Below are 23,714 nucleotides of genomic sequence, written 5' to 3' on the forward strand. Positions count from 1 at the left end.
GGGTGTGGAGATGTGTGGGGTGTCGTGGGCATGACTGAGCCTTCAGCCCACGGTGCCGCGAGAATAGAAAGGTCTGGACCACAGGTCAATAGGTCTGGACCACTTCACCGGTCGGACGGCTGGATCCCCAACTCCTGCGCGAGCACCGCGGCTTGCACCCGGCTGCGCAGCCCCAGCTTCCCCAGCAGACGGCTGACGTGCGTCTTCGCCGTCGCCTCGGCCATCTCCAGCCGCTCGGCGATCCCCGCGTTGGACAGCCCCGCGCCGAGACAGGACAACACCTCGCGCTCCCGCCGGGTGAGCCCGTCGAGCACCGCCGGATCGGCCCTCGGCTCCCGCGCCGACCCGGCCGCGAACTCCGCGATCAGCCGGCGCGTGACCGCCGGGGCCACCACCCCCTCGCCCCGCGCCACCGTCCGTACCGCCTCGATCAGTTCGCGCGCCTCCGCGCTCTTCAGCAGGAACCCCGCGGCCCCCGCGCGCAGCGCCCCGAACACGTACGCGTCCAGGTCGAAGGTGGTCAGCACCAGGACGTCGGCCAGGCGCTCGCCGATGATCCGCCGGGTCGCCGACACCCCGTCCAGCCGCGGCATCTGAACGTCCATCAGCACCACGTCCGGTCCCAACTCCCGCGCCAGCGCCACCGCCTGCTCGCCGTCCGCCGCCTCGCCGACCACCTCGATGCCGGGCGCGCTGCGCAGGATCAGCACCAGCCCGGCGCGCACGGCCGACTGGTCCTCGGCGACCAGCACCCGCACGGGGCCGTTCACCGGGCACCTCCTGACGCGGTGTCCGCCGCGAGCGGCAGCCCCGCGCGCACGGTCCAGCGCTCCCCGTCCGGCCCCGCCGAGAACGTGCCGCCGAGCAGCGCGGCCCGCTCCCGCATGCCGACCAGACCGGCGCCCGAGCCGGGTGCCAGCGGCCCGCCGCGCCGGACGTACGGGCTGCTCACCCGCACCTCCAGCGCCCCGTCCCGCTCGCCCAGCGACACCGTGACCGGGCCGGGACCGCCGTGCTTGAGGGCGTTGGTCAGGGACTCCTGGACGATGCGGTACGCGGCCAGTCCGACGGGCGCCGGCACCTCCGCGTGCTCCGCGGCCAGGCACACGTCCAGACCATTGGTGCGGGCCGTCTCCACCAGCGCGCCCAGCCCGTCCAGGGTCGGCGCGGCCGCGGGTGCCTCCTCCGCGCCGGCGTCCCGCAGGATCCCGATCAGCCGTCGCATCTGGGCCAGCCCCTCCACGCTGTTCTCCCGGATGACCACCAGCGCCTCCTTCGTGGTCGCCGGCTCGTCGATCGACAGGGCCGCCGTGGAGTGGATGGCGATGGCCGACAGGTGGCCCGCCACCAGGTCGTGCAGCTCACGGGCCACCCGGGCCCGCTCGGCGGTCACCGCCTGGACCCGGTCCCGCTCCGCGAGCAGCGCCGTCTGCCCGGCGCGCAGCCGGGCGGCCTCGGCCGCGTCGCGGTGGTCGCGCACCAGCGCGCCGGTGGCGGCCGGCCCGAACGAGACGAGCGCCGCGCCGAGCCCGACGAACAGCGCCTGCGGGTCGCGCCACCACACCAGGAAGCCCAGCGTCACGGCGAGGCTCGCCAGCCCGGTGACCACCGGGACCCGGCGCGCGGCCGACGGGGGCCCGTACAGCACGGCCGCGTACGCGAGGTCGGTGTACATCAGGATGGTCGCCGCGTTGCCCGGGGCGAGCACGTCCAGCACCAGCGCCCCGGTGCCCGCGAGCAGCGCGGCCCGCGGCGCCGATCGGCGCAGCAGCTCCAGGCCGGCCATCACGGCCAGCGCCAGGAGCCCCCAGGCGGGCGGCAGCAGCGCGCTGCCCGACGTGGACAGGCCCAGCGCGGCCATCGCCAGCCCGCCGAGCAGACCGGCGAGGGCGACGCCCACGTCGAAGCGGTGCGGGCGGGACAGGCGCGGCCGGCCCGGTCGTACGGCCATGTCCCCATCCAACACGCTCAGCGGGCCCGCCGCCTGGTGCCCGGGGAGGGTCCGCACTGCATCCTTCGATGTACCGACGGGTCGTCATCGGCGACGACGCGCCCGGCCGTCCCCGCCGTGAGGCTGGAGGGGCGCCTCCCCGGGCGTACGGAGGGAGCGAACGTGATCGTCGGGTTGGTCGTCGCCTGCGAGGTGGCGTTCTGGGTGCTGCTGGCCGCCGGACTGGCCGTCCGGTACCTGCTGCGGATGCCGCGCACCGGCCTCGCCCTGCTGCTGTGCGAGCCGCTGCTGGAGGTGGTCCTGTTCGCCGTCACCGCGATCGACCTGCGCCACGGCGCCGCACCGGACTGGCGCCACGGGCTGGCCGCGGTCTACATCGGCTTCACCGTCGGGCTGGGCCACTCCACCATCGCCTGGGCCGACGCCCGCTTCGCGCACCGCTTCGCCGGCGGCCCGCCCCCCGTGCGACCGCCCCGCTACGGCCGGGCCCGCGCCCTCCACGAGTGGAAGGTCGCGGGCCGCTGGATCGTCGCCTGCACCGTCGCCCTCGCCCTGCTCCAGGCCGCGGCCTGGTACGTCGGCGACGACGGCGACACCGGCTCCCTGCGCGCCTGGCAGCACCGGATGCTCCTCGTCATCGGCATCAACCTGGTCGTCGCGGCGAGCTACACGCTGTTCCCCAAGCGCGAGCGCCCGTCCTAACGCTCGCCGCCCGGCACCCACAGGACGTCGCCGGTCTCCTTGTTCGCCGTGCGGGCCAGGATGAACAACAGGTCCGACAGCCGGTTGAGGTAGGTCGCGGTCAGCGGGTTCATCACCTCGCCGTGCGCCTGAAGCGCCGCCCACGTCGAGCGCTCGGCCCGGCGCACCACCGTGCACGCCTGGTGCAGCAGGGCCGCGCCGGGCGTGCCCCCGGGCAGGATGAACGAGCGCAGCTTCTCCAGCTCGGCGTTGAAGCGGTCGCAGTCCGCCTCCAGCCGGTCGACGTAGAACTGCTCCACCCGCAGCGGCGGGTACTCGGGGTCCTCCACCACCGGCGTCGACAGGTCCGCGCCCACGTCGAACAGGTCGTTCTGCACCCGGGTGAGGACCGCCACGACCTCCTCGCCGAGCCCGCCGAGGGCGATCGCCGTGCCGATGACCGCGTTCGCCTCGTTGGCGTCGGCGTACGCGGCGATGCGCAGATCGGTCTTCGGGACCCGGCTCATGTCCCCCAGGGCGGTGGTGCCCCGGTCGCCGGTACGGGTGTAGATACGCGTCAGATTGACCATGCGGCCAGAGTAGTTCGGGTCAAAGGGGCTCAACTACGCCGTACGTGGCGACCCCTGACACGCCCGCGGTGTGATGTCCGTCAGATGAGACGTGACGCGCGTTACTAACCCGTCACACAGCGCCTCCGGCCCGCTAGTGTCCCGCCGAGGGGACGTACGGGCCGGACCGGTCCGCTGCTCCGGACGGCTGACTCCGGTGACAGCGGGCGCGTGAGGGGGCAGGGCTTCTCCCGGCACGGGAACCACTCGCGTCCCCATGGCCTCACCCCTGCGAGTGAATTCGGTATCGGTTCGCTCACAGACGGCAACCTCCGGACGTTTCCCGCAGTCAGAGGTTGCAACACCGGACCACCACACCGCGGAGCACGAGACGCACGCTTAGGGGAGCGCATATGCACATCAGGGGCGACCACGTCGAGCTGGTCGTCGGGGGCCGCCTCGACGTCCGCAGCGCGGCGGACGCCCGTACGGCCTTGCACGCGGCGGTCGACGACGGCGTCGGCGACCTGGTGCTCGACCTGTCCGAGCTGGACTCCTGGGACGCCACCGGCCTCGGTGTGATCATGGGTGCCCACCGGCGGGCCGGCCGCTGCGGCCGGCGCCTGGTGCTGCGCGGGGTGCCGCCGCAGATGCAGCGCCTGCTGGTGGCCACCCGGCTGCACCGCATCCTCGCCATCGAGGGCGGCCTCGCGGCGGAGTCGCTGCCCCACGTCTGAGCCGCGCGGGTCCACGGTGAACCACGACGTCACACACGCAATCCTCACCGGACCGTGACGTCCCGGACCGCGCAGTACCCCGGACTGTCGGAGATACTGGCCCAAGGTTTACGGTTCGTCTGCCCGCCGCCCGCAACCCTCGAGCGGGCACCGGACCAGAAGCGACAGCGAAGTGTGCAGCAAGGCCGGGAGGGGCTACCGCCACACGACGCTTTTGGGGGGCTTGAGCCTATGGACCCGACCAGCCGGGGACCCGAGGAGTACGGCCACGACGCCGAGGACCGGGCACCGCGCCCGCGCCCCTCCAGGGAAGCCCTGACCCCCGACTTCGGCCAGCACGCGGCCTCACCGGTCCGCATGGTGCGCCTCGTGGCCGGCGAGCACCTCGTCACCGTCAACCCCGTCGACGGCAGTGAGATCGAGCTCTGCCCGCCCACCGAACGCCCCGAGCGGCCCGTCCGCCGCACCCCCGCCGCCCGCGCCGAGGCCGACCGCGCCGCCCGGCTGCCCGCGCCCGCCGGACCCGACCGGCCCGCGCCGCCCCTGCTGGGCCGTCAGGACGAGCGCGAACGACTCGTCCGGCTGCTGGCCCGCGGCCGCTCCGTCCGGCTCGCCGGCCCCGCCGGCTCCGGCCGCACCCGGATGCTCGACCTCGTCGCCGAGGACTGCGCGGACCTCGCCCCCGACGGCGTGGTCCGCCTCAACGGGTTCCGCCGCACCGCGGACGACCTGCTCCACGACCTCTTCCACGCGGTGTACGAGGCCGCCGAGTACCGCCCCGACCCGGACGAACTGCTCGCCCTGGTGCGGGACGTCGGCGCCGTGGTGATCGTCGACGACCTCGACTTCGGCGGCGCGGCGCTCGACGACTTCCTCGACGCCACCCCCGAGTGCGCCTTCCTCTTCGGCGCGACCCCGGACACGCCCCCGCCCACCGCCGACTCCGCCGTCGAGGACATCGACCTGCCCGGACTGGACCGGGCCGGCGGCGCCGACCTCATCGAGCGGGCCGTCGGCCGCGCCCTCACCGAGGAGGAGGCCAACTGGGCCGGCGACCTCTGGTTCGAGTCCGAGGGCCTGCCGCTGCGCTTCGTCCAGGCCGGCGCCCTGCTGCGCCAGCGCGACCGGCTGCGCGCCAGCGCCGAGGCGGTCGACGAGTACGGCGTCTTCGAGGACGCCCGGCCGCTCGCCGGGTCCACCAAGGCCGACGACACCGCCGGGTCCGGACTGCCGGGACCGTCCGACGACGCGGGCGGCGAGGAGATACCGCTGCCCTCCCTCGGCGAGGCCGCCGCGCCCGCCCCGCTGCTCGCCTCCCGGCTCAGCGCCTCCGCCCGCGCCACCCTCCGCTTCGCCGTCGCCCTGGGCGGCGAGGTCCCGCACCAGGCGCACCTGCCCGCGCTCGTCGGCGACACCCACGCCGACGCGGCCCTCGGCGAACTCGCCGCCTGCGGGCTGGTCTCCCCGGTCGGCACCCGCTACCGGCTCGCCGCCGGCGTCCTGACCCAGCTGGAGGCCGCCGGGTACGCCGACGACGGCGCCGAGACCGCCCACACCGCCGCCCGGCACTACGCCTGGTGGGCCGGGCACCCCTCGGTCACCCCCGACCGGGTGTGCGCGGAGGCCGACGCCGTGCTCGCCGCGCTGGCCGTCACCGCACCGGCCGCGACCGGCCCCGCCGAGGACGAGACGTGCGTGCCCGTGGAGCTGGCCCGCACCGCGGCACCGGCGTTCGCCGCCGGACTGCACTGGAGCGCCTGGGAGAAGGCGCTGCGCTCCGGCGCCGAGGCCGCCCGGCTCGCCGGCGCGGTCGCCGACCAGGCCTACTTCCACCACGAACTCGGCGTCCTCGCCCTGTGCGAGGGGCAACTGGACCGGGCCCGCGCCGAGTTGGACTCCTCGATCGGGCTGCGCGGCGCCCTCGCCGACAAGCGCGGCACCGTCGCCGGGCGCCGCGCCCTCGCCCTGGTCGCCGACCGCTCGGGCGACGTGCCCGGCGTCGCGGCCCTGTTGGCGCCGGACGCGTCCGACACCCGACCCGAGCAGCCGGTCACCCCGCCCCGCGGCACCCCCGCGGCGCTCCCCGCCCCGCCTCCGCCCACCCTGGTCACCCACCGGCAGTCCGGCGCCGCCCCGACGCCCGCCGCACACCGCCGCGGGGGCCTGCGCGGCCTCGCCAAGCGCAACCTCGTCGCGGCCGGCGCGGGCGCGCTGCTCGTCGCCGTCCTCGGTACGGTCGTCACGCTCGGCGCGACCTCCGACAACGACGCCCACAACCCCTCCGACCGCGTCGGCGTCAACCCGTCCGCCACGACCGGCCTGGACGACGGCAACCCGGGCACGGACACCCCGGGCGACGACCCGGGCACCGGCGACACCGGCATCCCCACGAGCCGCCCCACGGACCCGGGCCCCGACGGCACCCTGGGCACGTCGGACGACCCGACCCCCACGGGCACGACGGCCCCGACACCGGGGCCCAGCAGTTCCCCGGGCACGCACGACAACGACGGTCCCAGCTCGTCGCCGTCCCCCAGCACGTCGGGGTCCCCGTCCGGACGGCCGTCGGCCTCGACTTCGTCCAGCCCCACCGGCTCGCCGACCGGCTCGTCGACGCCCCCCACGGGGACGCCGACCGACTCGGGCACTCCGACCGGGAGCCCGACGAGCGACACCTCGGCGACGGCCGGCGGCGCGGTCACCTCGGTGCCGACCGCTTCCTCGGGGAGCGCACCCGAGGACAGCGCAGGGACGCCGGGCACGGCCGGCTCCTCGGGGTCCGGCGAGCCGGTGATCTGAGGGCCGCCGAGCGGAGGGCGCGCCCGGGGGAGCGGCGGCCGCGAGGCCGGGAACTCCGCCCGGCCTGCCGCCGCCCGCCGGGGCCGCGGCGGCGTCGCACACGGTTTCGGGCCGGTGCGGCACCGCCGGACACCACCGCCGTGGCGGAGCGCCGTCGTGGCGGCCACCGCGCGGACGCCGAGGGACGGTCCGGCCCGGTGGGCGCTCCGTCAGCGGCGCGCGAGGCGTTCGGTCAGAACAGCCGCAGCTTGTCGTCCTCGATGCCGCGCAGGGCGTTGTAGTCCAGGACCTGGCAGCCGATGCCGCGGTCCGTGGCGAGGACGCGGGCCTGGGGCTTGATCTCCTGGGCCGCGAAGATGCCGCGCACCGGGGCGAGGTGCGGGTCGCGGTTCAACAGCTCCAGGTAGCGCGTGAGTTGCTCCACGCCGTCGATCTCGCCGCGCCGCTTGATCTCCACGGCCACCGTGCGGCCCTCGCCGTCACGGCACAGGATGTCGACCGGGCCGATGGCGGTCATGTACTCGCGGCGGATCAGCGTGTAGCCCTCGCCGAGGGTGTCGATGCGGTCGGCGAGCAGCTCCTGAAGGTGCGCTTCCACGCCGTCCTTGATCAGGCCGGGGTCGACGCCCAGTTCGTGCGAGGAGTCGTGGAGGATCTCCTCCATCGTGATGATCAGCTTCTCGCCGGCCTTGTTGACGACGGTCCAGACGCCCTCGTCCTCGCCGCTGCCCTCCTTCAGCGTGCAGGGCGGCGACATCCAGTTCAGGGGCTTGTAGGCGCGGTCGTCCGCGTGGATCGAGACGCTGCCGTCCGCCTTGACCAGGATCAGACGGGGCGCGGTGGGAAGGTGGGCGGTGAGCCGACCCGCGTAGTCGACGGAGCACCGGGCGATGACGAGACGCATGGTCGGCAACGCTACTCGACACCCCGGGCGGCGCGCGATTCGCCTCCACCGCCCCGCCCGCTCCGCCGCCCCCGCCGCCCGGACGTGTCCCCGCCCGTCCCGTCGATCACTCCCTTTCCTCCCTGTACACGGACGTTTCGGGTGTGGCCGATTGTGTGCCTACCTGGGGTTCCCTTTGTTCGCATTCTCCTGGTGCCGCTCCCGGCAGTTGCCTACGGTGGGAACGGGAGGTCGCGATGCGTGTACTCAGCGTGCGCGTGATGTCCGTGGGGCGGTCTCCCTTTCCCTGTCCGGCAACCCCTGTTCTTCCGGGGTGCGAGAGGAGAACCCATGTCGCTCGACGTCTCACCGGCCCTACTCGAACAGGCCGAGCGAGGCGAGGTCGACGACGCAGCCTTCGTCGACTGCGTCCGGACCTCCCTGCCCTACGCATGGGAGATGGTCAGCTCCCTGGTGGCCCAGCTGAAGGTCGACGGCGGTCCGTTCGCCGACAACCAGACGCCCCCGCCGGACGAGCAGGCACGCGGTCAGCTGCTGCGAGCGCTCGCGAGTGACGCGATTCGTGGCGCCCTGCAGCGGCACTTCGGTGTACGGCTGGCCTTCCAGAACTGCCACCGGGTGGCGGTGTTCCCGCTGGACCCCTCGGTCGACGAGACGCTCACCCGCTTCACCTCGGTGCGCAGCCAGTTGCTCAACCAGTCCCCGGAACTGCGGGACTGCTGACGCGGCCCCGTCGCTTGCCGCTCCCCGTGTACGGGAGGTGCCATCGGCACGGGAGCGGCAAGCGCCCTGCGGCGCGCGGGAGTTCACCCCAGCCGGGGGAGCACCTCGGCGCCCAGCCGCCGTACGTTCTCCTCCGTCGCCGCCAGGTCCCCCGAGCCCTCCACGAGCAGGGCGAAGCGGGAGATGCCGGTGCGCTCGCAGGTCGCGGCGAGCCGGTCGGCGCACCCCTCGGGCGTACCCACCGGGTGCAGCCCGCAGAGCAGTTCGGTGTAGGCCACCGGGTCCCGCATCCGCCGGGCGCGGCCGTCCACGGTGACGTGCGCGTCGAGGCCCTGCCGCAGCCAGCCCGGCATCGCCTTCACCAGCGTCTCCACGGCGTCCGTGCGCCGGTCCGCGATCTGGCAGACGCCCGCCGACACGTGGGCCGCGCCGCGGATCTCGTCCGCGGACCGTCCCGCCGCGCGCGCGTGCCGCCGCCACAGGGCGACCATCTCGGCCTTCTCCTCGTCCCCGGCGTGCATCCCGAGCAGCATCGGCAGTCCCCGCTCGGCGGCCAGCCGCACGCTCGCCGGCGAGGTGCACGCCACGACCACCTCCGGCCCCGCTGCGTCGGTCAGGGCCTCCGACGGCCGGGGCACCACGGGCACCTCGCGGAACCGGAACCGCTCGCCGTCCGCCCCTACGCGGGCCTCGCGCAGCCAGCGCACCAGCAGATCGAGTGATTCCGGGAACCCGGACTCGTAGGCTGCGAGACCGCTGCCGAACACCTCCAGGTCCACCCAGGGCCCGCCGCGCCCCACGCCGAGCGAGAAGCGGCCGCCGCTCGTCAGGTGCAGCAGCGCGGCCTGCTCGCCGAGCGCCACGGGGTGGGCGGTGGACAGCACGCTGACCGCCGTGCCGACCCGGATGCGACGGGTGCGGCCCAGCAGCAGCGCGGCCAGGGTGATGGCGGACGGGCACGTGCCGTACGGCACGAAGTGGTGCTCGGCCAGCCAGACCGACTCCAGCCCCGCCTCCTCGGCCACCTCGGCCGAGCGGACCGCCCGGTGCAGGGCCTCCCCCTGACCCTGACCCGGGAACTGGGCCGCCAACACGAAACTTCCTACGCGCATGGCACTTTCCTGCTTCCTCGGCTCCGACGCGGAGCTCCCCCACAGGGCATAACCGTCCGACACGTGCCGAGGACACGGGCGTGCGGGGGGATTTGCGGATTGTCGGGAGAACCGACCCGCCTCCGGCGCCCCGCGGGGGACGTGCGAGGCGTTGACGCCCTCCGCGTACCCGGCCCGGCGCCGCGTAGGCTGGACGCCGGCCCCGCTTCCCGTACAGCCCCGAGAGGTGTCCCGTGTCCCCGCGTCGCAACCGGCCCAAGGGTGCCGATCCCGCGTCCGGCCGCAGCGCCGAGGACGACCGGTCGGGCCGCTACGGCGGCTGGCAGTCCACGGTGAGCTGGCGGGGCGAGGAGTGGAGCGTACGGCACGTGGCCGGGGCGAGCGCCCAGGGCAAGGCGTACCGCTGCCCCGGGTGCGACCAGATCATCCCGGACGGGGTGCCGCACGTGGTGGCCTGGCCGGAGCACGCGGGCGTGGACGACCGTCGGCACTGGCACAAGGCCTGCTGGAACGCACGGGACCGCCGCACCCCAGGGGTACGGCGGTCCCGCGGCACGCCGAGGTTCTGAACCGCGCCGCTACACGTCCCGCTTCTCCAGCAGGAAGAAGGCGGAGCCCAGCACCACGGCGGTGGTGCCGAGCGCGATCCACAGCGGGTCCCAGCCGCTGGGGCCGCTGTCGGTGAGCGACGAGGAGTAGAAGATCCCGAGCTGGCTGGGGATCGAGTACTCGAACAGCGCCTCGCGCAGGTCCTGCAGGGACTCCGAGAACATGAACAGGGCGATCACCAGCGGGGCCAGCAGCACGCCGATCATGATGGTGATGGCGCCCGCGGAGTGCCGGATCACCGAGCCGATCGCGAGGGAGACCAGGCCCAGCAGCGCCAAGTAGAGGGACACGCCGACGGTGGCCTTGAGCCACTCGCCGCCGGACGGCTCCCGCGCGTCGGTCAGCACCGCGGTGTCCACCACCGCGACCAGGAACGTCGACACCAGGGTCACCACGAACGCCACGGCGAAGAACACGATCGACTTCGCGGCGAGGACCCGGCCGCGCGAGGGGCACGCCACCGTTGTGGTGCGGATCATGCCGGTGCCGTACTCCGAGGCCGTGGTCAGCACGCCGAGGGTGATGACGCACATGCTGCCGAGGAGCAGCCCGAAGAAGCCCATGGACAGGGGGTTCTCGCCGTCCAGGCTGCTGTCCGAGGCGTTCGCCGCGACCAGCAGCGCGGTCACCAGGCCGATGCCGACGACCAGCAGCACGTACACGCCCAGCGTCCACATCGTCGAGCGCACGGACCGGATCTTCGTCCACTCCGAGGCGACGGCGTGCCCGAGGTGCGTGCGCACCACCGGGATGGGCGAGGTGTAGCCGGCGTACGGCGCTCCGCCCGGGGCCTGCTGGAGGAAGGGCGCGGCCTGCGGCGAGGGGGACTGGGGGCTGCTCATCGGTCGTCCTCGGGCTGGGTCGGGGCGTCGTGGGGAGCGGAGGCGGCGGCCGGGGCGGCGGCGGGCGACGCCACGGGCTGCGCGCCCGCGGCCGCGGGAGCCTCCACGGGGGCCGCGGGCGGCACGGCGGGCGCGGGGGCCTGCGCGTACGGGTTGCCCGTCTGCGGCACCGGACCGGCGCCCGGGGCGACGGGGGCGCCGTAGCCGGGCGCGGGGGCCGCGGGTGCGCCGTAGCCGGGCGCCGGGGCCGCGGGAGCGCCGTAACCCGCGTACGGGCCGCCGGGCGGCGTCGGGCCTGGCTGGGGCGGCGGCGGGGCGTACCAGCCGGGCTGGCCCTGGCCGGGCACCGGCACGGGCGGCGCGGCGCCTGGCGGCAGCGGCTGCATCAGGCCGGACTTCTGGTCGGCCGTCGAGCGGTAGTCCACGGCGCCCTGCGTCATCCGCATGTAGGCCTCCTCCAGCGAGGCCTGGTGCGGCGACAGCTCCCACAGTCGTACGTCGGCCTCGTGGGCGATCGCGGAGATGCGGGGGAGCGCCAGCCCGGTCACCCGCAGCCCGCCGTCCTGCTCGGGCAGCACGTGCCCGCCCGCCTCCGTCAGCGCGGAGGTCAGCTTCTCGCGCTGCTGCGGCTCGCTGTCGGGGGTGCGTACCCGGGCGAAGCCCGCGGAGTTCGCCTCGATGAAGTCCTGCACGCTCATGTCGGCCAGCAGCTGGCCGCGGCCGATCACGATGAGGTGGTCGGCGGTCAGCGCCATCTCGCTCATCAGGTGCGAGGAGACGAAGACCGTGCGGCCCTCCGCCGCGAGGGCCTTCATCAGGTTGCGCACCCACAGGATGCCCTCGGGGTCGAGCCCGTTGACCGGCTCGTCGAACAGCAGCACCTGGGGGTCGCCGAGCAGCGCGGCGGCGATGCCGAGCCGCTGGCCCATGCCCAGGGAGAAGCCCTTGGAGCGGCGCCGGGCCACGTCCTGCAGGCCCACCACGCCCAGCACCTCGTCGACCCGCCGGGCCGGGATGCCGGACAACTGGGCCAGGGACAGCAGGTGGTTGCGGGCCGTGCGGCCGCCGTGCACGGCCTTGGCGTCCAGGAGGGCGCCGACGTGCCGGGGCGCGTTGGGCAGCCTGCGGTACGGGTAGCCGCCGATCGTCACCGAGCCCGCGGTGGGGTTGTCCAGGCCGAGGATCATCCGCATCGTCGTCGACTTGCCCGAGCCGTTCGGCCCGAGGAAGCCGGTCACGGCACCGGGCCGCACCTGGAAGGACAGGTTGTACACAGCGGTCTTGTCGCCGTAGCGCTTGGTCAGGCCGACTGCTTCGATCATGCTCCGCACCCATCGAAAGGTTCAGGACAGCGGGCGCACGCGCCCCCGTAAGGGTTAGGAGGATATCCAGCCGCTGACGGTTCCGCCCAAGGGGAAGTAAAACCGCGGTGTCCGGGGCCGCCGGGTCATGCGTCCCGCTTCTTCAGCAGCAGCAAGCCGCCGAGGAGCGCCGCGAGCACCCACAGCGCCATGATCCCGAGCCCGCCCCACGGCCCGTACGGGGTGTCGTCGTCGAGCGGCGTCACCACCTGCATGATCTTGCTGCCGGCCTGGTCGGGCAGGTACCGGCCGACCTTCTTGGTCGCGCTGACGTTGCCGAGGATGTTGGAGATCAGGAAGAAGAACGGCATGAGGATGCCGAGGGAGAGCATCGGCGAGCGCAGCATCGTGGCGACGCCCATGGAGAACACGGCGATCAGGGTCATGTAGAGACCGCCGCCGATGACCGCCCGCAGCACCCCGGGGTCGCCGATCTGCGCCCGGTGCGAGCCGAGCATCGCCTGGCCGAGGAAGAACGCCGCGAAGCTCGTCGCCAGGGACACCAGCAGGGCCAGCCCGGTGGCCACCGCGATCTTGCTGAGCAGGAACGAGGCGCGCTGCGGCACCGCGGCGAGCGAGGTGCGGATCATGCCGGTGCTGTACTCGTTGGAGACCACCAGCACCCCGAACACGATCATCGCCAGCTGTCCGAGGCTCATCCCGGCGAAGCTGATGAACGTCGGGTCGAAGGAGAGCCGGTCCCGCCGGCTCATGGAGTCGAACTCGTTCTTCGACAGCGCGGAGATCAGCATGCCGAGCGCGATGGTCACGACCACGGCGAGAGACAGCGTCCACACGGTGGACGCGACGGAGCGGATCTTCGTCCACTCGGACCGGACGACCTGGGTCACCGCCATGCTCAGTCCTTCTTCCAGTCGTCGCCCCACTGCGGCGCCGCCGGCGCGTCGCTGTGCGCGTGGTACTCCACCGACTCCGCGGTGAGCTGCATGAACGCCTCCTCCAGGGAGGCCTGCTGGGGACTCAGCTCGTGCAGCACGACGCCGTGCCGGGCGGCCAGTTCGCCGAGCTGCTCCGCCTTGCCCCCGTCGACCTCCAGCACCCCGCCGCCCGCCTCCACCACGGTGACCCCCGCCTCGTGCAGCGCGTCGAGCAGCCGCTCGCGCTGCGGGGTGCGGATGCGGACGTAGGAACGGGAGTTGCGCGCGATGAAGTCGGCCATGGAGGTGTCGGCGAGCAGCCTCCCCTGGCCGATCACGACCAGGTGGTCCGCGGTGAGGGCCATCTCGCTCATCAGGTGGGAGGAGACGAAGACGGTGCGGCCCTGCGCGGCCAGTGATTTCATCAGGGTGCGGATCCAGTGGATGCCCTCGGGGTCGAGCCCGTTGACCGGCTCGTCGAACATCAGGATCCGCGGGTCGCCGAGCAGCGCGGCGGCGATGCCCAGACGCTGGCCCATGCCCAGCGAGAAGCCCTTGGCCTTCTTGCGGGCGACCGCCGTGAGGCCGACCGTGTCGAGCACCTCGTGCACCCGGGCCCGGGGGATGCCGTTGCTCTGCGCCAGGCACAGCAGGTGGTTGAAGGCGCTGCGGCCGCCGTGCACGGCCTTGGCGTCCAGCAGGGCGCCGATGTACGTCAGCGGGTCCTTCAGCTGGTCGTAGTGCTTGCCGTCGATCCGTACGTCACCGGCGGTGGGCCGGTCCAGACCGAGCATCATGCGCATGGTGGTGGACTTCCCGGCCCCGTTGGGTCCGAGGAAGCCGGTGACGATGCCGGGTCTGACGGTGAAGGTGAGATTGTTGACCGCCACCTTCTCGCCGTACCGCTTGGTCAGCCCCTCGAGCTCGATCATGCGGCCACGCTATGACCGGCGTTCGCCGGATGCCACCCGGGCGGGTAGAAGGAGGCCGACTTCGGCCGGAACGGCCGGGGTACGACGAAGGCCCGCGCCCCCGGGAGGGAAGCGCGGGCCCACGGTCGGTCGGTGCTACCGCGTCTGCTGGGCCGGGACCCCGCGGGAGATCGGCTCGTCGTCCGTGGCCGGCGTACCGGCCGCGGCCACCGCGGCACCGGTCAGCGTGGCGAGCATCTCGCGGACGTTCGTCAGCTGGGCGTTGATGGAGTCGCGACGGTTCGTCAGCGCCGCCAGCTCGCGCTCGGATTCCGAGCGGATGCGGTCGGCCTTGGCGTTGGCGTCGGCCACGATGTCCTCGGCCTGGCGCTGGGCGGTCTCCACCGTCTGGCGGGCGCGGCGCTCGGCGTCGGTGCGCAGCTTCTCGGCCTCCAGGCGCAGCTGCTCCGCGCGGTGCTCGATCTCCGCGAGGCGCTTCTCGGCCTTGGCCTGACGGGACGCCAGGTCACGCTCGGACTGCTCGCGGCGCTTGGCGAGGTTCGTCTCGAAGTCGGCGGCGGCCTGCGCGGCCTTGGCGCGGGTCTCCTCGAAGAGGGCGTCGGCCTCCTCGCGCTTGGACTGCGCGTCCTTCTGGGCCTCGGAGCGCAGCTGCGAGGCGTCGCTCTTGGCCTTCTCGACGATCCGGACGCCCTCGTCCTCCGCCTTGGCCTTGCGCTCCGCGGCGAACGACTCCGCGTCGTTGCGCACCTGCTGGGCCGCCGACTCGGCGAGCTCGCGGTGCTGCTCGGCCGCGCGGCGGGCCTCCTCGCGCAGGTCCTTGGCCTCTTCCTCGGCCAGTCGGAGGATCTTCTCGACGCGCGCGCCGAGACCCGCGTACGACGGCTCCGCGTCGTTGACGGCGGCCTGGGCGTTCTGCGTCTCGAGGTGGAGCTCCTCGATGCGCTTCTCCAGGGCGGTGATGCGGGCCAGAGCACTGTCACGGTCGGAGACGAGCTTCGAGATCCGTTCGTCCACCTGAGCGCGGTCGTACCCACGCCGCACAAGCTCGAAGCCGTAGGGGGAAGTGTCGCTCATGGGGTTCCTGTCGAATGAGACCGGTGAGGTGATAGGTGGAATCCTAGGCGCCGATGCGGTGTGTCATCGAGCGGATGCAGTTTTGATCTGGAGAATGACACCCCTTTAGGGTGGCTCGCCGCCGGACGGCTTGCCAATGACGTGGGCAAAGGCCCCAGACTTCAACGGAATGGGCATCCCTGGCTAGTTCTCCGGGGACTTGCCACCCGATCGGGGGGCGCCGACCGTCGCGCCGGCCTTGACCCCGCCGTCCTTGCCGGCCGACGGCGCCTCGAAGGACTCCAGCGCCTCCAGGACGTCCTGGACCCGGGAGATCTCGGCGTTGATGTCCTCGCGCCGGCGCACCAGAACCTCCAGCTCGCGCTTGCCCTCCTCGACCGTGCGCCGGGCCTCGCGGATCGCCTCCGCCTTGAGCTCCTCGGCCTCCCTGACCAGGGTGGCCTTCTTCTGCTCGGCCTCCTTGAGGAGACCCTCGGCCTTCTTGACGGCGGCGATGCGCACCTTGCCCGCCTCGGAGTTGGCCTCCGAGACGATCTCCTTGGCCTTCGCCTGCGCCTTGGCCAGCTGCTCCTCGGCCGCCTTGATCAGCGCGTCGCAGCGGTCGCCGGTCGACTTCATCGTCTCGGCGGCCTCACGGCGGGCCCGTTCGTGCAGCTCCTCGATCTCGGACGTGAGCCGCTCGCGCAGCTCCTCCGCCCGCTCCCGGATGGCCGTGGCGTCCCGGCGGGCCCCGACCAGCAGCTCGTCGGCGTCCGTACGGGCCTTCTCCACCCGGGAGTTGCCCTCGACGGTCGCCTCGGACACGATCCGGTCGGCCTCCGTGCGGGCCGCGCCGACCATGGTGTCGGCCTGGGACTCGGCGTCCGCGGTGGTCTTCAGCGCCTGCTGCTGGGCCTCGGTGAGCAGCTTGTCGGCCTCGGCCGTGGTCTCGCTGATGAGCGTGTCGACCTGCTCGGCGGCCTCCGAGCGGCGCTTGTTGGCCTCCCGGCGGGCCTCGTCCAGCGTCCGGTCGGCTTCCTCGCGCGCGGAGTTGACGAGCCGTTCGGCCTCGGTCCGCGCCTCGGCGCGCACCCGCTCGGCCTCCGTGCGCAGCCGTTCGGCGTGCGCCTGCGCGGAGCCGACCGTCTCGGCGGCCTCGGCGCGCAGCCGCTCCGCCTCGTCGGTGGCCTCGCCGATGAGCTGCTCGGCCCGGGCGACGGAGTCGGCCCGCACCCGCTCCGCCTCGGCGGCCGTCTCCGACTGGAGCCGCTCGGCCTCGGCGAGGGTGTCGTTCTGCAGGCGCTCCGCCTCGGCGCGCGCCTCGGTGATGAGGGTGTCCGCCTGCGTCGCCGCGTCGGAGCGGATCCGGTTGGCGTCCTCGCGGGCGTCCGCCCGGGTGCGCGCGGCGGCCTGGTCGGCCTCGGCGAGCGCGTCCGAGGCCTCGGTGCGCACCCGCTGGGCGTGTGCGGACGCCTCCGAGCGCAGCCGGTCGGCCTCCGAGATCGCCTCGCCGACGGTCCGCTCGGCCAGCGCCTTGGCGGCCTCCGTCTCCTCGCTCGCCTCGCGGCGCAGCCGGCCGGCGTCCTCGCTGGCCCGCTCCCGCTCGGCGTAGGCGTCGGCGCGGACCCGATCCGCCTCCTCCTCGGCCTCCCGGCGGGTGCGGTCCGCCGCGTGCTCGGCGGCGGAGCGCAGCCCGGCGATCTCCTCCTGGGCCTGCTCGTGCAGCCCGGCCACCGCATCGCGCACCTGCTGGGCGTGCAGCTCGGCCGCCGACACCATCTCGGTGGCGCGCCGGTCGGCCTCCTCCACCAGACGGATCGCCTCGGCCTGCGCCTCCTCGACGCGGGTGCGCGCCGAGGCCAGCAGCTCCTCGCTCTGCTCGCGGGCCCGCTCGCGCTCCTGGTCCGCCTCTTGGCGGGCGGCGCCGAGCAGTTCCTCGGCCTCGCGCCGGCGGCGGGCGGCCTCCTCCTGGGCGGCGGCCAGCGTCTCGGACGCCTCGGCGGCCAGCCGTTCGGCGGCGGCCTGGGCCTCGGAACGCACCCGGTCGGCGGTGTCCTGCGCCTCCGACTTCAGCCGCTCGGCCTCCCCGGCGGCCTCCGAGCGCAGGCGTACGGCGAAGGCCTCGCCCTCGGCGCGCGAGGCGGACGCGTCGGCGGCGGCCTCGTCGCGCAGCCGCTGGGCCTCGGCCTCGGCCTGCTCCTGCAGCGCGCGGATCCGTTCGGCGGCTTCCGCGCGCAGCCGGTCGATCTCCTCGCCGGCCTCGCGGCGGATGCGGACGGCCTCCTCGCGGGCCTCGGTCAGCGCCTGCTCGGCTGAGGCCAGCCGGGTCTCGGCCTCGCCGTGCAGCCGGGTCAGTTCGGCGGCGGCCTCGGCCTGCCGGGCCTCGACGGCCCGCTCGGTCTCCTCGCGCAGCTCGCGCGCGGCCCGCTCGGCGTCCGCGGTGAGCGCCTCGGCCTGCTCGGCGGCCTCGGCACGGTGGCGCTCGGCCTCCTTGCGGGTGCGCTCCAGCGTGTCCTCGGCCTGGCGGCGCAGCGTGGTGGCGCGCTCGATGGCCTCGGTGCGGACCTTCTCGCTGTCCGCCGTCGCCTTCTGGCGCAGCTCGTCGGCGTCCGCCTTGGCCTTGGCGAGCAGCTCCTCGGCGGTCCTGGCGGCCTCCTCGATCTGCTGGACGGCCTCCTTGCGGGCCTCCGCGCGGATCTTGTCGCCCTCGGCGACCGCGTCCGAGCGCAGCTGCTCGGCCTCGCCGCGCAACCGCCGTGCCTCCTCCTGGAGTTCGACGGTCTTGGCGCGGTACTCCTCGGTGTCGTCCTTCGCCGCGCCCTTGAGCTGCTCGGCGATGTCGTGCGCCTCGGCGCGCAGCCGGTCCGCCTCGGCCTCGGCCTCCGAGCGGATCCGCTCGGCCTCCTCGGCGGCGGCCCGGGTGGTGCGCCGGGCGTCCTCCTGCGCCTTGTTGAGGACGTCCTCGGCGGTCTTGGCCGCCTTGGACAGCTGGGTCGCGCTCTCCTCGGCGGTGACCGTCCGGGCCTTCTCGGCGGCCTCGGCGACCAGCTTCTCCGCCTCGGCGCGGGCGTCGGCGAGTGCCTGCTCGGCCTCCGCCTTGGTGACCTCGGCCTCCTTGGTGGCCTCCTCGACCAGCCGGGCGACCTGCTCCTTGGCGGTCCGGGTGCGCGTCTCGTTGGCGGCCTCGGCGGTGGTGAGGGCCTTGGCGGCGGCCTCCTTGGCCTCGGCGAGCACCTTCTCGGCTTCGGTCTGCGCCTTGCGCAGCGCCTCCTCGGCCTCGGACATGCGCTGCTCGGCGGCGCGGCTGAGCTCCTGGGCCTGGCGGCGGGCGGTGTCGGACTCGCTCACCGTGGAGGAGCGCAGCGCCTCGGCGTGGTCGGTGGCCTCCTGGGCCTGGGTGGAGGCCGCGTTCAGCAGGCGCTCGGCGTCCGTGCGGGCGCGGCGCAGGATCTGCTCGGCCTCGGTGCGGGCCGTCTCCGCCTCGTTCCGGAGCCGCTCGCGGGCCTCCCGGGTCAGCCGTTCGGCCTCGGCGCGGGCGGCCGCCATGGCCTGTTCGGCCTCGGCGCGGGACTCCTCCAGCAGCCGGCGGGCCTGCGACTCGGTGCGGGCGCGCAGCTGCTCCGCCCAGGCCACGTTCTCGTTGACGTGCGACTCGACGGTCTGGCGGCGCTCGGCGAGCTCCTGGTCGAGCTGCTGGCGCCGGGTCACCGCCTCGGTGTGCAGCTCCGCCTGGAGGCGCGCGGCCTGCTCGGCGTGCTCCTGGAGGATGCGCTGGGTCTGCGCCCGGGCCTGGCTCAGCTCGCGCTCGGCGTCGGCGCGGATCTGGTCGGCCTGCATCTGCGCGTTGCGCAGCAACTGCTCGGCCTGCCAGCCGATGTCGCCCCCCTCGAAGGAGGGCCGGGACATGATGGTGCGCCGCGCCTCGTGCAACTTGGCGCGCAGCACCTCGACCTGGTAGCCGAGGTCCTCGGCGTGCTGGATCGCCTTTTCCCGCTCGGTCTTCAGCCGCTTCATCTCGGCTTCGAACCGAGTGAGGTGGTCGACGTCAGCCGCCGGCTCCCGCTCCTGGCTCTCGTAGCCCCGCACTGCGCGGTCCCATCCGTCCCCTGGTCGCAAGCTTTCCAACGAGCCTCGTCCATCCGCGGACGGGGCCCCCGGGGAATGGTGTCAGATCAACGGCGGAACATGGGCTGCTGCCCGCCGCTCGTACCCCCGAAACCCGGACCCCGGCACGGTCCCGCCGTCGCGGACGGGACCCGGTCGCCCGCGTGGTGGCGACGACCGCCCCCAACCCTACCGGCCCTTATGTACGAGGGTCAGTGCTCAGACGACTCAACAGGGGCCGAAGTGACCAGTTCTGTGAGGACCCCGTGGCAGTCCTTGGGGTGCAGGAAGGTGATCCGTGACCCCATGGAGCCGCGTCGCGGCTCTTCGTAGAGCACGCGCACGCCCTTGTCCTTGACGGCCGCGGCGTCGCCGTCGACGTCCGCCGTGCCGAAGGCGATGTGGTGCACGCCCTCGCCGTTCTTCGCGAGCCACTTGGCGACGGTGGAGTCCTCGCGGGTCGGCTCCAGCAGCTGGAGGTAGGAGGCACCGCCGTCGGAGGTCTCGTTGATCTTGAGCATGGCCTCGCGCACGCCCTGCTCCTCGTTGACCTCCTCGTGGAACACGGTGAAGCCGTAGGTCGAGGTGTAGAACTCGACGGTCGCGTCGAGGTCGTGGCAGGCGATCCCGATGTGGTCGATTCGCGTCAGCATGGATTCAGTGCAGCGCTCATGCCCTGGTTACGCAACGTGCGCGCGATCACACCGATGGCCCGATGACGCCGTGTACTGCACGTCAGTACATTCGAAGTAAACCCTCGTTCACTCCTCGGCCCGTGCAGGCCGGTAAGGGGATCGCAGCTCATGTCTTCTGCAACGAACACCTCTGTGATCGTCGCGGGCGCGCGCACGCCCATGGGGCGGTTGCTCGGCTCGCTCACGTCCTTCTCCGGAGCCGACCTCGGCGGCTTCGCGATCAAGGCCGCCCTCGACCGTGCGGGGATCGGCGGCGACCAGGTGCAGTACGTGATCATGGGGCAGGTCCTCACGGCCGGGGCGGGGCAGATCCCGGCACGTCAGGCGGCGGTCAAGGCGGGCATCCCGATGAGCGTCCCGGCGCTCACCATCAACAAGGTGTGCCTGTCCGGCCTCGACGCCATCGCCCTGGCGGACCAGTTGATCCGTGCGGGTGAGTTCGACGTCGTGGTGGCCGGCGGCCAGGAGTCCATGACCAACGCCCCGCACCTGCTGCCGAAGTCCCGCGAGGGCTTCAAGTACGGCGCGGTGCAGATGCTCGACGCCATGGCCTACGACGGCCTGACCGACCCGTGGCAGAACATCCCGATGGGCGAGTCCACCGAGACGCACAACAGCCGTCTCGGCATCGGCCGCGCCGAGCAGGACGAGATCGCCGCCCTGTCCCACCAGCGCGCCGCCGCCGCGCAGAAGAACGGCCTGTTCGAGGCCGAGATCACCCCGGTGGAGATCCCGCAGCGCAAGGGCGAGCCGGTCGTCTTCAGCAAGGACGAGGGGATCCGCCCGGAGACCACCGCGGAGTCCCTGGGCAAGCTGCGCCCGGCGTTCACCAAGGACGGCACCATCACCGCCGGCTCCTCCTCGCAGATCTCCGACGGAGCGGCCGCGGTGGTCGTGATGAGCAAGGCCAAGGCGCAGGAGCTGGGCCTGGAGTGGATCGCCGAGATCGGCGCCCACGGCAACGTGGCCGGCCCGGACAACTCGCTGCAGTCCCAGCCCTCCAACGCCATCCTGCACGCCCTGAAGAAGGAGGGCCTGGAGGTGTCGGACCTGGACCTCATCGAGATCAACGAGGCGTTCGCCGCGGTCGCCGTGCAGTCAATGAAGGACCTCGGCGTGTCCACGGAAAAGGTGAACGTGAACGGTGGTGCGATCGCCCTGGGTCACCCGATCGGCATGTCCGGTGCCCGTCTGGTGCTGCACCTGGCGCTGGAGCTCAAGCGGCGCGGTGGCGGGGTCGGCGCGGCGGCGCTGTGCGGCGGCGGCGGCCAGGGCGACGCGCTGATCGTGCGGGTGGCCAAGGCGTAGCCCGCGCCGCCCGCTGACGACCGACGTACGACCGTACGACCCCATCCTGAACGGAGCTGTGATGCAGGACGTCTCCTCGCTGGTCGCCCAGGCCAGGGAAGGCCGGCCCCGGGCCGTGGCCCGGCTGATCTCCCTGGTCGAGGGGGCGTCCCCGCAGCTGCGCGAGGTCATGGCGGCACTGGCCCCGCTGTCCGGCAACGCCTACGTGGTGGGCCTGACCGGCTCGCCCGGCGTCGGCAAGTCCACCTCGACGTCGGCGCTGGTGAGCGCCTACCGGCGGCAGGGCAGGCGGGTCGGCGTCCTGGCCGTCGACCCCTCCTCGCCCTTCTCGGGCGGCGCGCTGCTCGGTGACCGGGTCCGGATGTCCGAGCACGCCTCCGACCCCGGCGTCTACATCCGGTCGATGGCGACCCGGGGCCACCTCGGCGGCCTCGCCTGGGCGGCGCCGCAGGCGATCCGCGTGCTGGACGCGGCGGGCTGCGACGTGATCCTGGTGGAGACCGTGGGCGTGGGCCAGTCCGAGGTGGAGATCGCCTCCCAGGCGGACACCTCGGTGGTGCTGCTCGCCCCGGGCATGGGCGACGGGATCCAGGCCGCCAAGGCGGGCATCCTGGAGATCGGCGACGTGTACGTCGTGAACAAGGCGGACCGGGACGGCGCCGACGCCACGGCCCGGGAGCTGAACCACATGCTGGGCCTCGGCGAGGCCCGCGGCCCCGGCGACTGGCGGCCCCCGATCGTCAAGACGGTCGCCGCGCGCGGGGAGGGCGTCGACGAGGTCGTGGAGGCCCTGGAGAAGCACCGGGCGTGGATGGAGGAGCACGGGGTGCTGGTGGAGCGGCGGCGCGCCCGGGCCGCCCGGGAGGTCGAGACGATCGCGGTGACCGCGCTGCGGGAGCGGATCGGCGACCTGCACGGCGACCGCCGCCTCGGCGCGCTCGCCGAGCGGATCGTCTCCGGCGACCTGGACCCCTACCGGGCCGCGGACGAACTGGTCGCCGGGCTCACCGAGGGCTGAGCCCGCGCACGGCCGCACGAGCCGACAGGCGGACCTCCTGAAGGGGGTCCGCCTGTCGCTCGTCATGCCGCCCGTACGCCGCTCAGGGGCGTCCCCGCTGCCCGCGCAGGTGGTCCGCGATGGGCCGCAGGGCCTTGTCCAGCTCCACCAGGGCCTCGGGGGAGAGGAGGTCGATGAAGTGCCGCCGCACGGACGCCACGTGGTGGGGCGCGACCTTCTTCATCGTCTCCATGCCGTGCTCGGTGAGGACGGCGTAGAGTCCGCGGCGGTCGGACTCGCAGTTCTCCCTGCGCACCAGGTCGGCGTTCTCCATGCGGGTGATCTGGTGCGAGAGGCGGCTCTTCGACTGGAGGGTGGCGGACGCGAGATCGCTCATCCGCATCCGGACGTCCTCCGACTCGGAGAGATTGACCAGGATCTCGTAGTCGTTCATTGTCAGGCCGAACGGCTGCAAGTCCTTCTCGAGCTGGTAGGTCAGCAGTCGGTTGACCTCCAGGTGGGTGCGCCAGGCGCACTGCTCCGCATCCGTCAGCCAGCGCGTGGCCGTCTCGGTCTCCATGAATGAAGTCTACCTAAAATGTTGAAAGGCGAACTACTGAGGGTGGTGTGACGGTGCGCACGCGTTCGATGTCACACTCCGCAGACTACCGCTCACAGCCCGAAGCGACGCTGGAGGTCTCCCAGCTGTCCGGGAAGGCGCGGTGCCCCCGACTGCGGTCCCTGGGGGCCGTGGCCCCCGCCGCCCCCGGGCACTCCCGCCTGCTGCGGGGTCGCTCCCGTGGCCTGCTCCGCCATCAGCGTCTCGGTCGACTGGAGCAGCACCGTGCCGGCCCCCACGAACTCGAACTGGTGCTCCTCGCCGGAGGCCCCGCCGAGGCCCGTCAGCGCACGTAGACCGCCCATCACCCCGGTCATGTACTGGTGGTCGTAGTGGTGGCACGGGGAGGGGCAGTCGGCCCAGCCGACCAGCGCCTGCGGGTCCACCCTGAGGGGCGGTTCCATGAACACCACCGGACCGTTGGACGCGGCCACGAACTTCCCGGTTCCGATGAGTGTCAGGAAACCCGGCACGATCGATTGCTTCAGCGACAAGCTTGGCTGAAAAGCGAGCAGGTTGCCCGAGCGAATGGTCAGGTTGCCGTTCTCCAGGTCGTACGAGTTCACGTCGAAGGCCCGGTCGGCGAGGAGCATCTTGCCCGAACCCTCGGCCACCACCCAGTCGCTCGCGTGCAGAGGCGAATGGAAGGACGTGCGCACCAGACGGTCGAGACGGCCGTGTCCGATGCCGTTGAAGTCGATCGTCCCGTAGTAGGCGATCATCTTCCCCTTCTGCAGGAACCACTGGCTCCCCTTGAGCTCCACACAGAATGTGTAGGAGTTGACGTTGTCGTCGACGGGCAGCGTCATCGGGTCGTACACCGTCGGCCCCGCGCCGTAG

The 23,714-nt window shown here is 73.3% G+C and carries 21 protein-coding genes; 7 read left to right on the forward strand and 14 right to left on the reverse strand.

Features of this window, described 5'->3' with window-relative positions; genetic code table 11:
* Positions 1-104: 104 nt before the first annotated feature.
* Complete coding sequence (locus tag E4U91_RS23750; RefSeq protein WP_137308704.1) at positions 105-770, reverse strand: response regulator; 666 nt, start codon at positions 768-770, stop codon at positions 105-107.
* Entirely contained in the window at positions 767-1,951 is a 1,185-nt protein-coding gene (locus E4U91_RS23755) for a sensor histidine kinase (RefSeq protein ID WP_137308705.1), read from the reverse strand. Before E4U91_RS23755 ends, E4U91_RS23750 begins: the two co-directional genes overlap by 4 nt.
* A gap of 162 nt (positions 1,952-2,113) precedes the next feature.
* Here E4U91_RS23755 and E4U91_RS23760 point away from each other — a divergent pair, with 162 nt between their 5' ends.
* On the forward strand, positions 2,114-2,653 hold the full coding sequence (locus tag E4U91_RS23760) for a hypothetical protein (RefSeq protein WP_137308706.1): 540 nt from the start codon (positions 2,114-2,116) through the stop codon (positions 2,651-2,653).
* Here E4U91_RS23760 and E4U91_RS23765 read toward each other — a convergent pair.
* Positions 2,650-3,222, reverse strand: coding sequence for a cob(I)yrinic acid a,c-diamide adenosyltransferase (locus E4U91_RS23765; RefSeq protein WP_137308707.1), 573 nt, complete (start codon positions 3,220-3,222; stop codon positions 2,650-2,652). The two genes, E4U91_RS23760 and E4U91_RS23765, sit on opposite strands and share 4 nt — an antisense overlap.
* A gap of 392 nt (positions 3,223-3,614) precedes the next feature.
* Here E4U91_RS23765 and E4U91_RS23770 point away from each other — a divergent pair, with 392 nt between their 5' ends.
* Both E4U91_RS23770 and E4U91_RS23775 read left to right on the forward strand, forming a co-directional pair.
* The gene (locus E4U91_RS23770; protein ID WP_067237173.1) at positions 3,615-3,938 is read left to right on the forward strand and encodes an STAS domain-containing protein; all 324 of its coding nucleotides are present in this window, start codon (positions 3,615-3,617) and stop codon (positions 3,936-3,938) included.
* Positions 3,939-4,169: 231 nt separating this feature from the next.
* On the forward strand, positions 4,170-6,737 hold the full coding sequence (locus tag E4U91_RS23775) for an ATP-binding protein (protein ID WP_137308708.1): 2,568 nt from the start codon (positions 4,170-4,172) through the stop codon (positions 6,735-6,737).
* A 232-nt stretch (positions 6,738-6,969) separates the two neighbouring features.
* On the opposite strand, the gene nucS is transcribed toward E4U91_RS23775, so the two are convergent.
* The gene (gene nucS, locus E4U91_RS23780) at positions 6,970-7,641 is read right to left on the reverse strand and encodes an endonuclease NucS (protein ID WP_168218150.1); all 672 of its coding nucleotides are present in this window, start codon (positions 7,639-7,641) and stop codon (positions 6,970-6,972) included.
* Positions 7,642-7,971: 330 nt separating this feature from the next.
* On the opposite strand from nucS, the gene E4U91_RS23785 reads away from it, so the two are divergent.
* The gene (locus E4U91_RS23785; RefSeq protein WP_067237180.1) at positions 7,972-8,364 is read left to right on the forward strand and encodes an SCO5389 family protein; all 393 of its coding nucleotides are present in this window, start codon (positions 7,972-7,974) and stop codon (positions 8,362-8,364) included.
* An 83-nt stretch (positions 8,365-8,447) separates the two neighbouring features.
* On the opposite strand, the gene E4U91_RS23790 is transcribed toward E4U91_RS23785, so the two are convergent.
* On the reverse strand, positions 8,448-9,476 hold the full coding sequence (locus E4U91_RS23790; protein ID WP_137308710.1) for an LLM class flavin-dependent oxidoreductase: 1,029 nt from the start codon (positions 9,474-9,476) through the stop codon (positions 8,448-8,450).
* Positions 9,477-9,709: 233 nt separating this feature from the next.
* Here E4U91_RS23790 and E4U91_RS23795 point away from each other — a divergent pair, with 233 nt between their 5' ends.
* A complete protein-coding gene (locus E4U91_RS23795; RefSeq protein ID WP_137308711.1) occupies positions 9,710-10,045 on the forward strand; it encodes an ATP/GTP-binding protein in 336 nt (111 codons plus the stop codon).
* Positions 10,046-10,054: 9 nt separating this feature from the next.
* Here the strand turns inward: E4U91_RS23795 and E4U91_RS23800 are convergent, their stop codons facing one another.
* The 7 genes from E4U91_RS23800 to mce form a co-directional block, all read right to left on the reverse strand.
* A complete protein-coding gene (locus tag E4U91_RS23800) occupies positions 10,055-10,927 on the reverse strand; it encodes an ABC-2 transporter permease (protein ID WP_137308712.1) in 873 nt (290 codons plus the stop codon).
* Positions 10,924-12,249, reverse strand: coding sequence for an ABC transporter ATP-binding protein (locus E4U91_RS23805; protein WP_137308713.1), 1,326 nt, complete (start codon positions 12,247-12,249; stop codon positions 10,924-10,926). Before E4U91_RS23805 ends, E4U91_RS23800 begins: the two co-directional genes overlap by 4 nt.
* A 125-nt stretch (positions 12,250-12,374) precedes the next feature.
* Positions 12,375-13,145, reverse strand: coding sequence for an ABC transporter permease (locus tag E4U91_RS23810; RefSeq protein ID WP_137308714.1), 771 nt, complete (start codon positions 13,143-13,145; stop codon positions 12,375-12,377).
* 2 nt (positions 13,146-13,147) lie between these two features.
* Positions 13,148-14,098 carry an ABC transporter ATP-binding protein gene (locus E4U91_RS23815; protein ID WP_137308715.1) on the reverse strand — a complete coding sequence of 317 codons (951 nt, stop codon included), beginning with the start codon at positions 14,096-14,098 and terminating at the stop codon, positions 13,148-13,150.
* 135 nt (positions 14,099-14,233) lie between these two features.
* Positions 14,234-15,172 (reverse strand): coiled-coil domain-containing protein, encoded by a 939-nt coding sequence (locus E4U91_RS23820; protein ID WP_137308716.1) that lies wholly within the window; start codon positions 15,170-15,172, stop codon positions 14,234-14,236.
* A 183-nt stretch (positions 15,173-15,355) separates the two neighbouring features.
* Entirely contained in the window at positions 15,356-19,237 is a 3,882-nt protein-coding gene (scy, locus tag E4U91_RS23825) for a polarized growth protein Scy (protein WP_137308717.1), read from the reverse strand.
* 230 nt (positions 19,238-19,467) lie between these two features.
* Positions 19,468-19,908 carry a methylmalonyl-CoA epimerase gene (gene mce / locus E4U91_RS23830; protein WP_137308718.1) on the reverse strand — a complete coding sequence of 147 codons (441 nt, stop codon included), beginning with the start codon at positions 19,906-19,908 and terminating at the stop codon, positions 19,468-19,470.
* A gap of 150 nt (positions 19,909-20,058) precedes the next feature.
* On the opposite strand from mce, the gene E4U91_RS23835 reads away from it, so the two are divergent.
* The gene (locus E4U91_RS23835; RefSeq protein ID WP_137308719.1) at positions 20,059-21,258 is read left to right on the forward strand and encodes an acetyl-CoA C-acetyltransferase; all 1,200 of its coding nucleotides are present in this window, start codon (positions 20,059-20,061) and stop codon (positions 21,256-21,258) included.
* Positions 21,259-21,319: 61 nt separating this feature from the next.
* Complete coding sequence (gene meaB, locus E4U91_RS23840; protein WP_067237207.1) at positions 21,320-22,276, forward strand: methylmalonyl Co-A mutase-associated GTPase MeaB; 957 nt, start codon at positions 21,320-21,322, stop codon at positions 22,274-22,276.
* Between the two features lie 82 nt (positions 22,277-22,358).
* Here the strand turns inward: meaB and E4U91_RS23845 are convergent, their stop codons facing one another.
* Positions 22,359-22,835, reverse strand: a complete 477-nt coding sequence (locus E4U91_RS23845) for a MarR family winged helix-turn-helix transcriptional regulator (RefSeq protein ID WP_137308720.1) — start codon at positions 22,833-22,835, stop codon at positions 22,359-22,361.
* 92 nt (positions 22,836-22,927) lie between these two features.
* Positions 22,928-23,683 carry an AIM24 family protein gene (locus E4U91_RS23850; RefSeq protein ID WP_137310977.1) on the reverse strand — a complete coding sequence of 252 codons (756 nt, stop codon included), beginning with the start codon at positions 23,681-23,683 and terminating at the stop codon, positions 22,928-22,930.
* Positions 23,684-23,714 lie beyond the last annotated feature (31 nt).

This window comes from Streptomyces lasalocidi (assembly GCF_005280215.1).
Classification (GTDB): Bacteria; Actinomycetota; Actinomycetes; order Streptomycetales; family Streptomycetaceae; genus Streptomyces; species Streptomyces longwoodensis.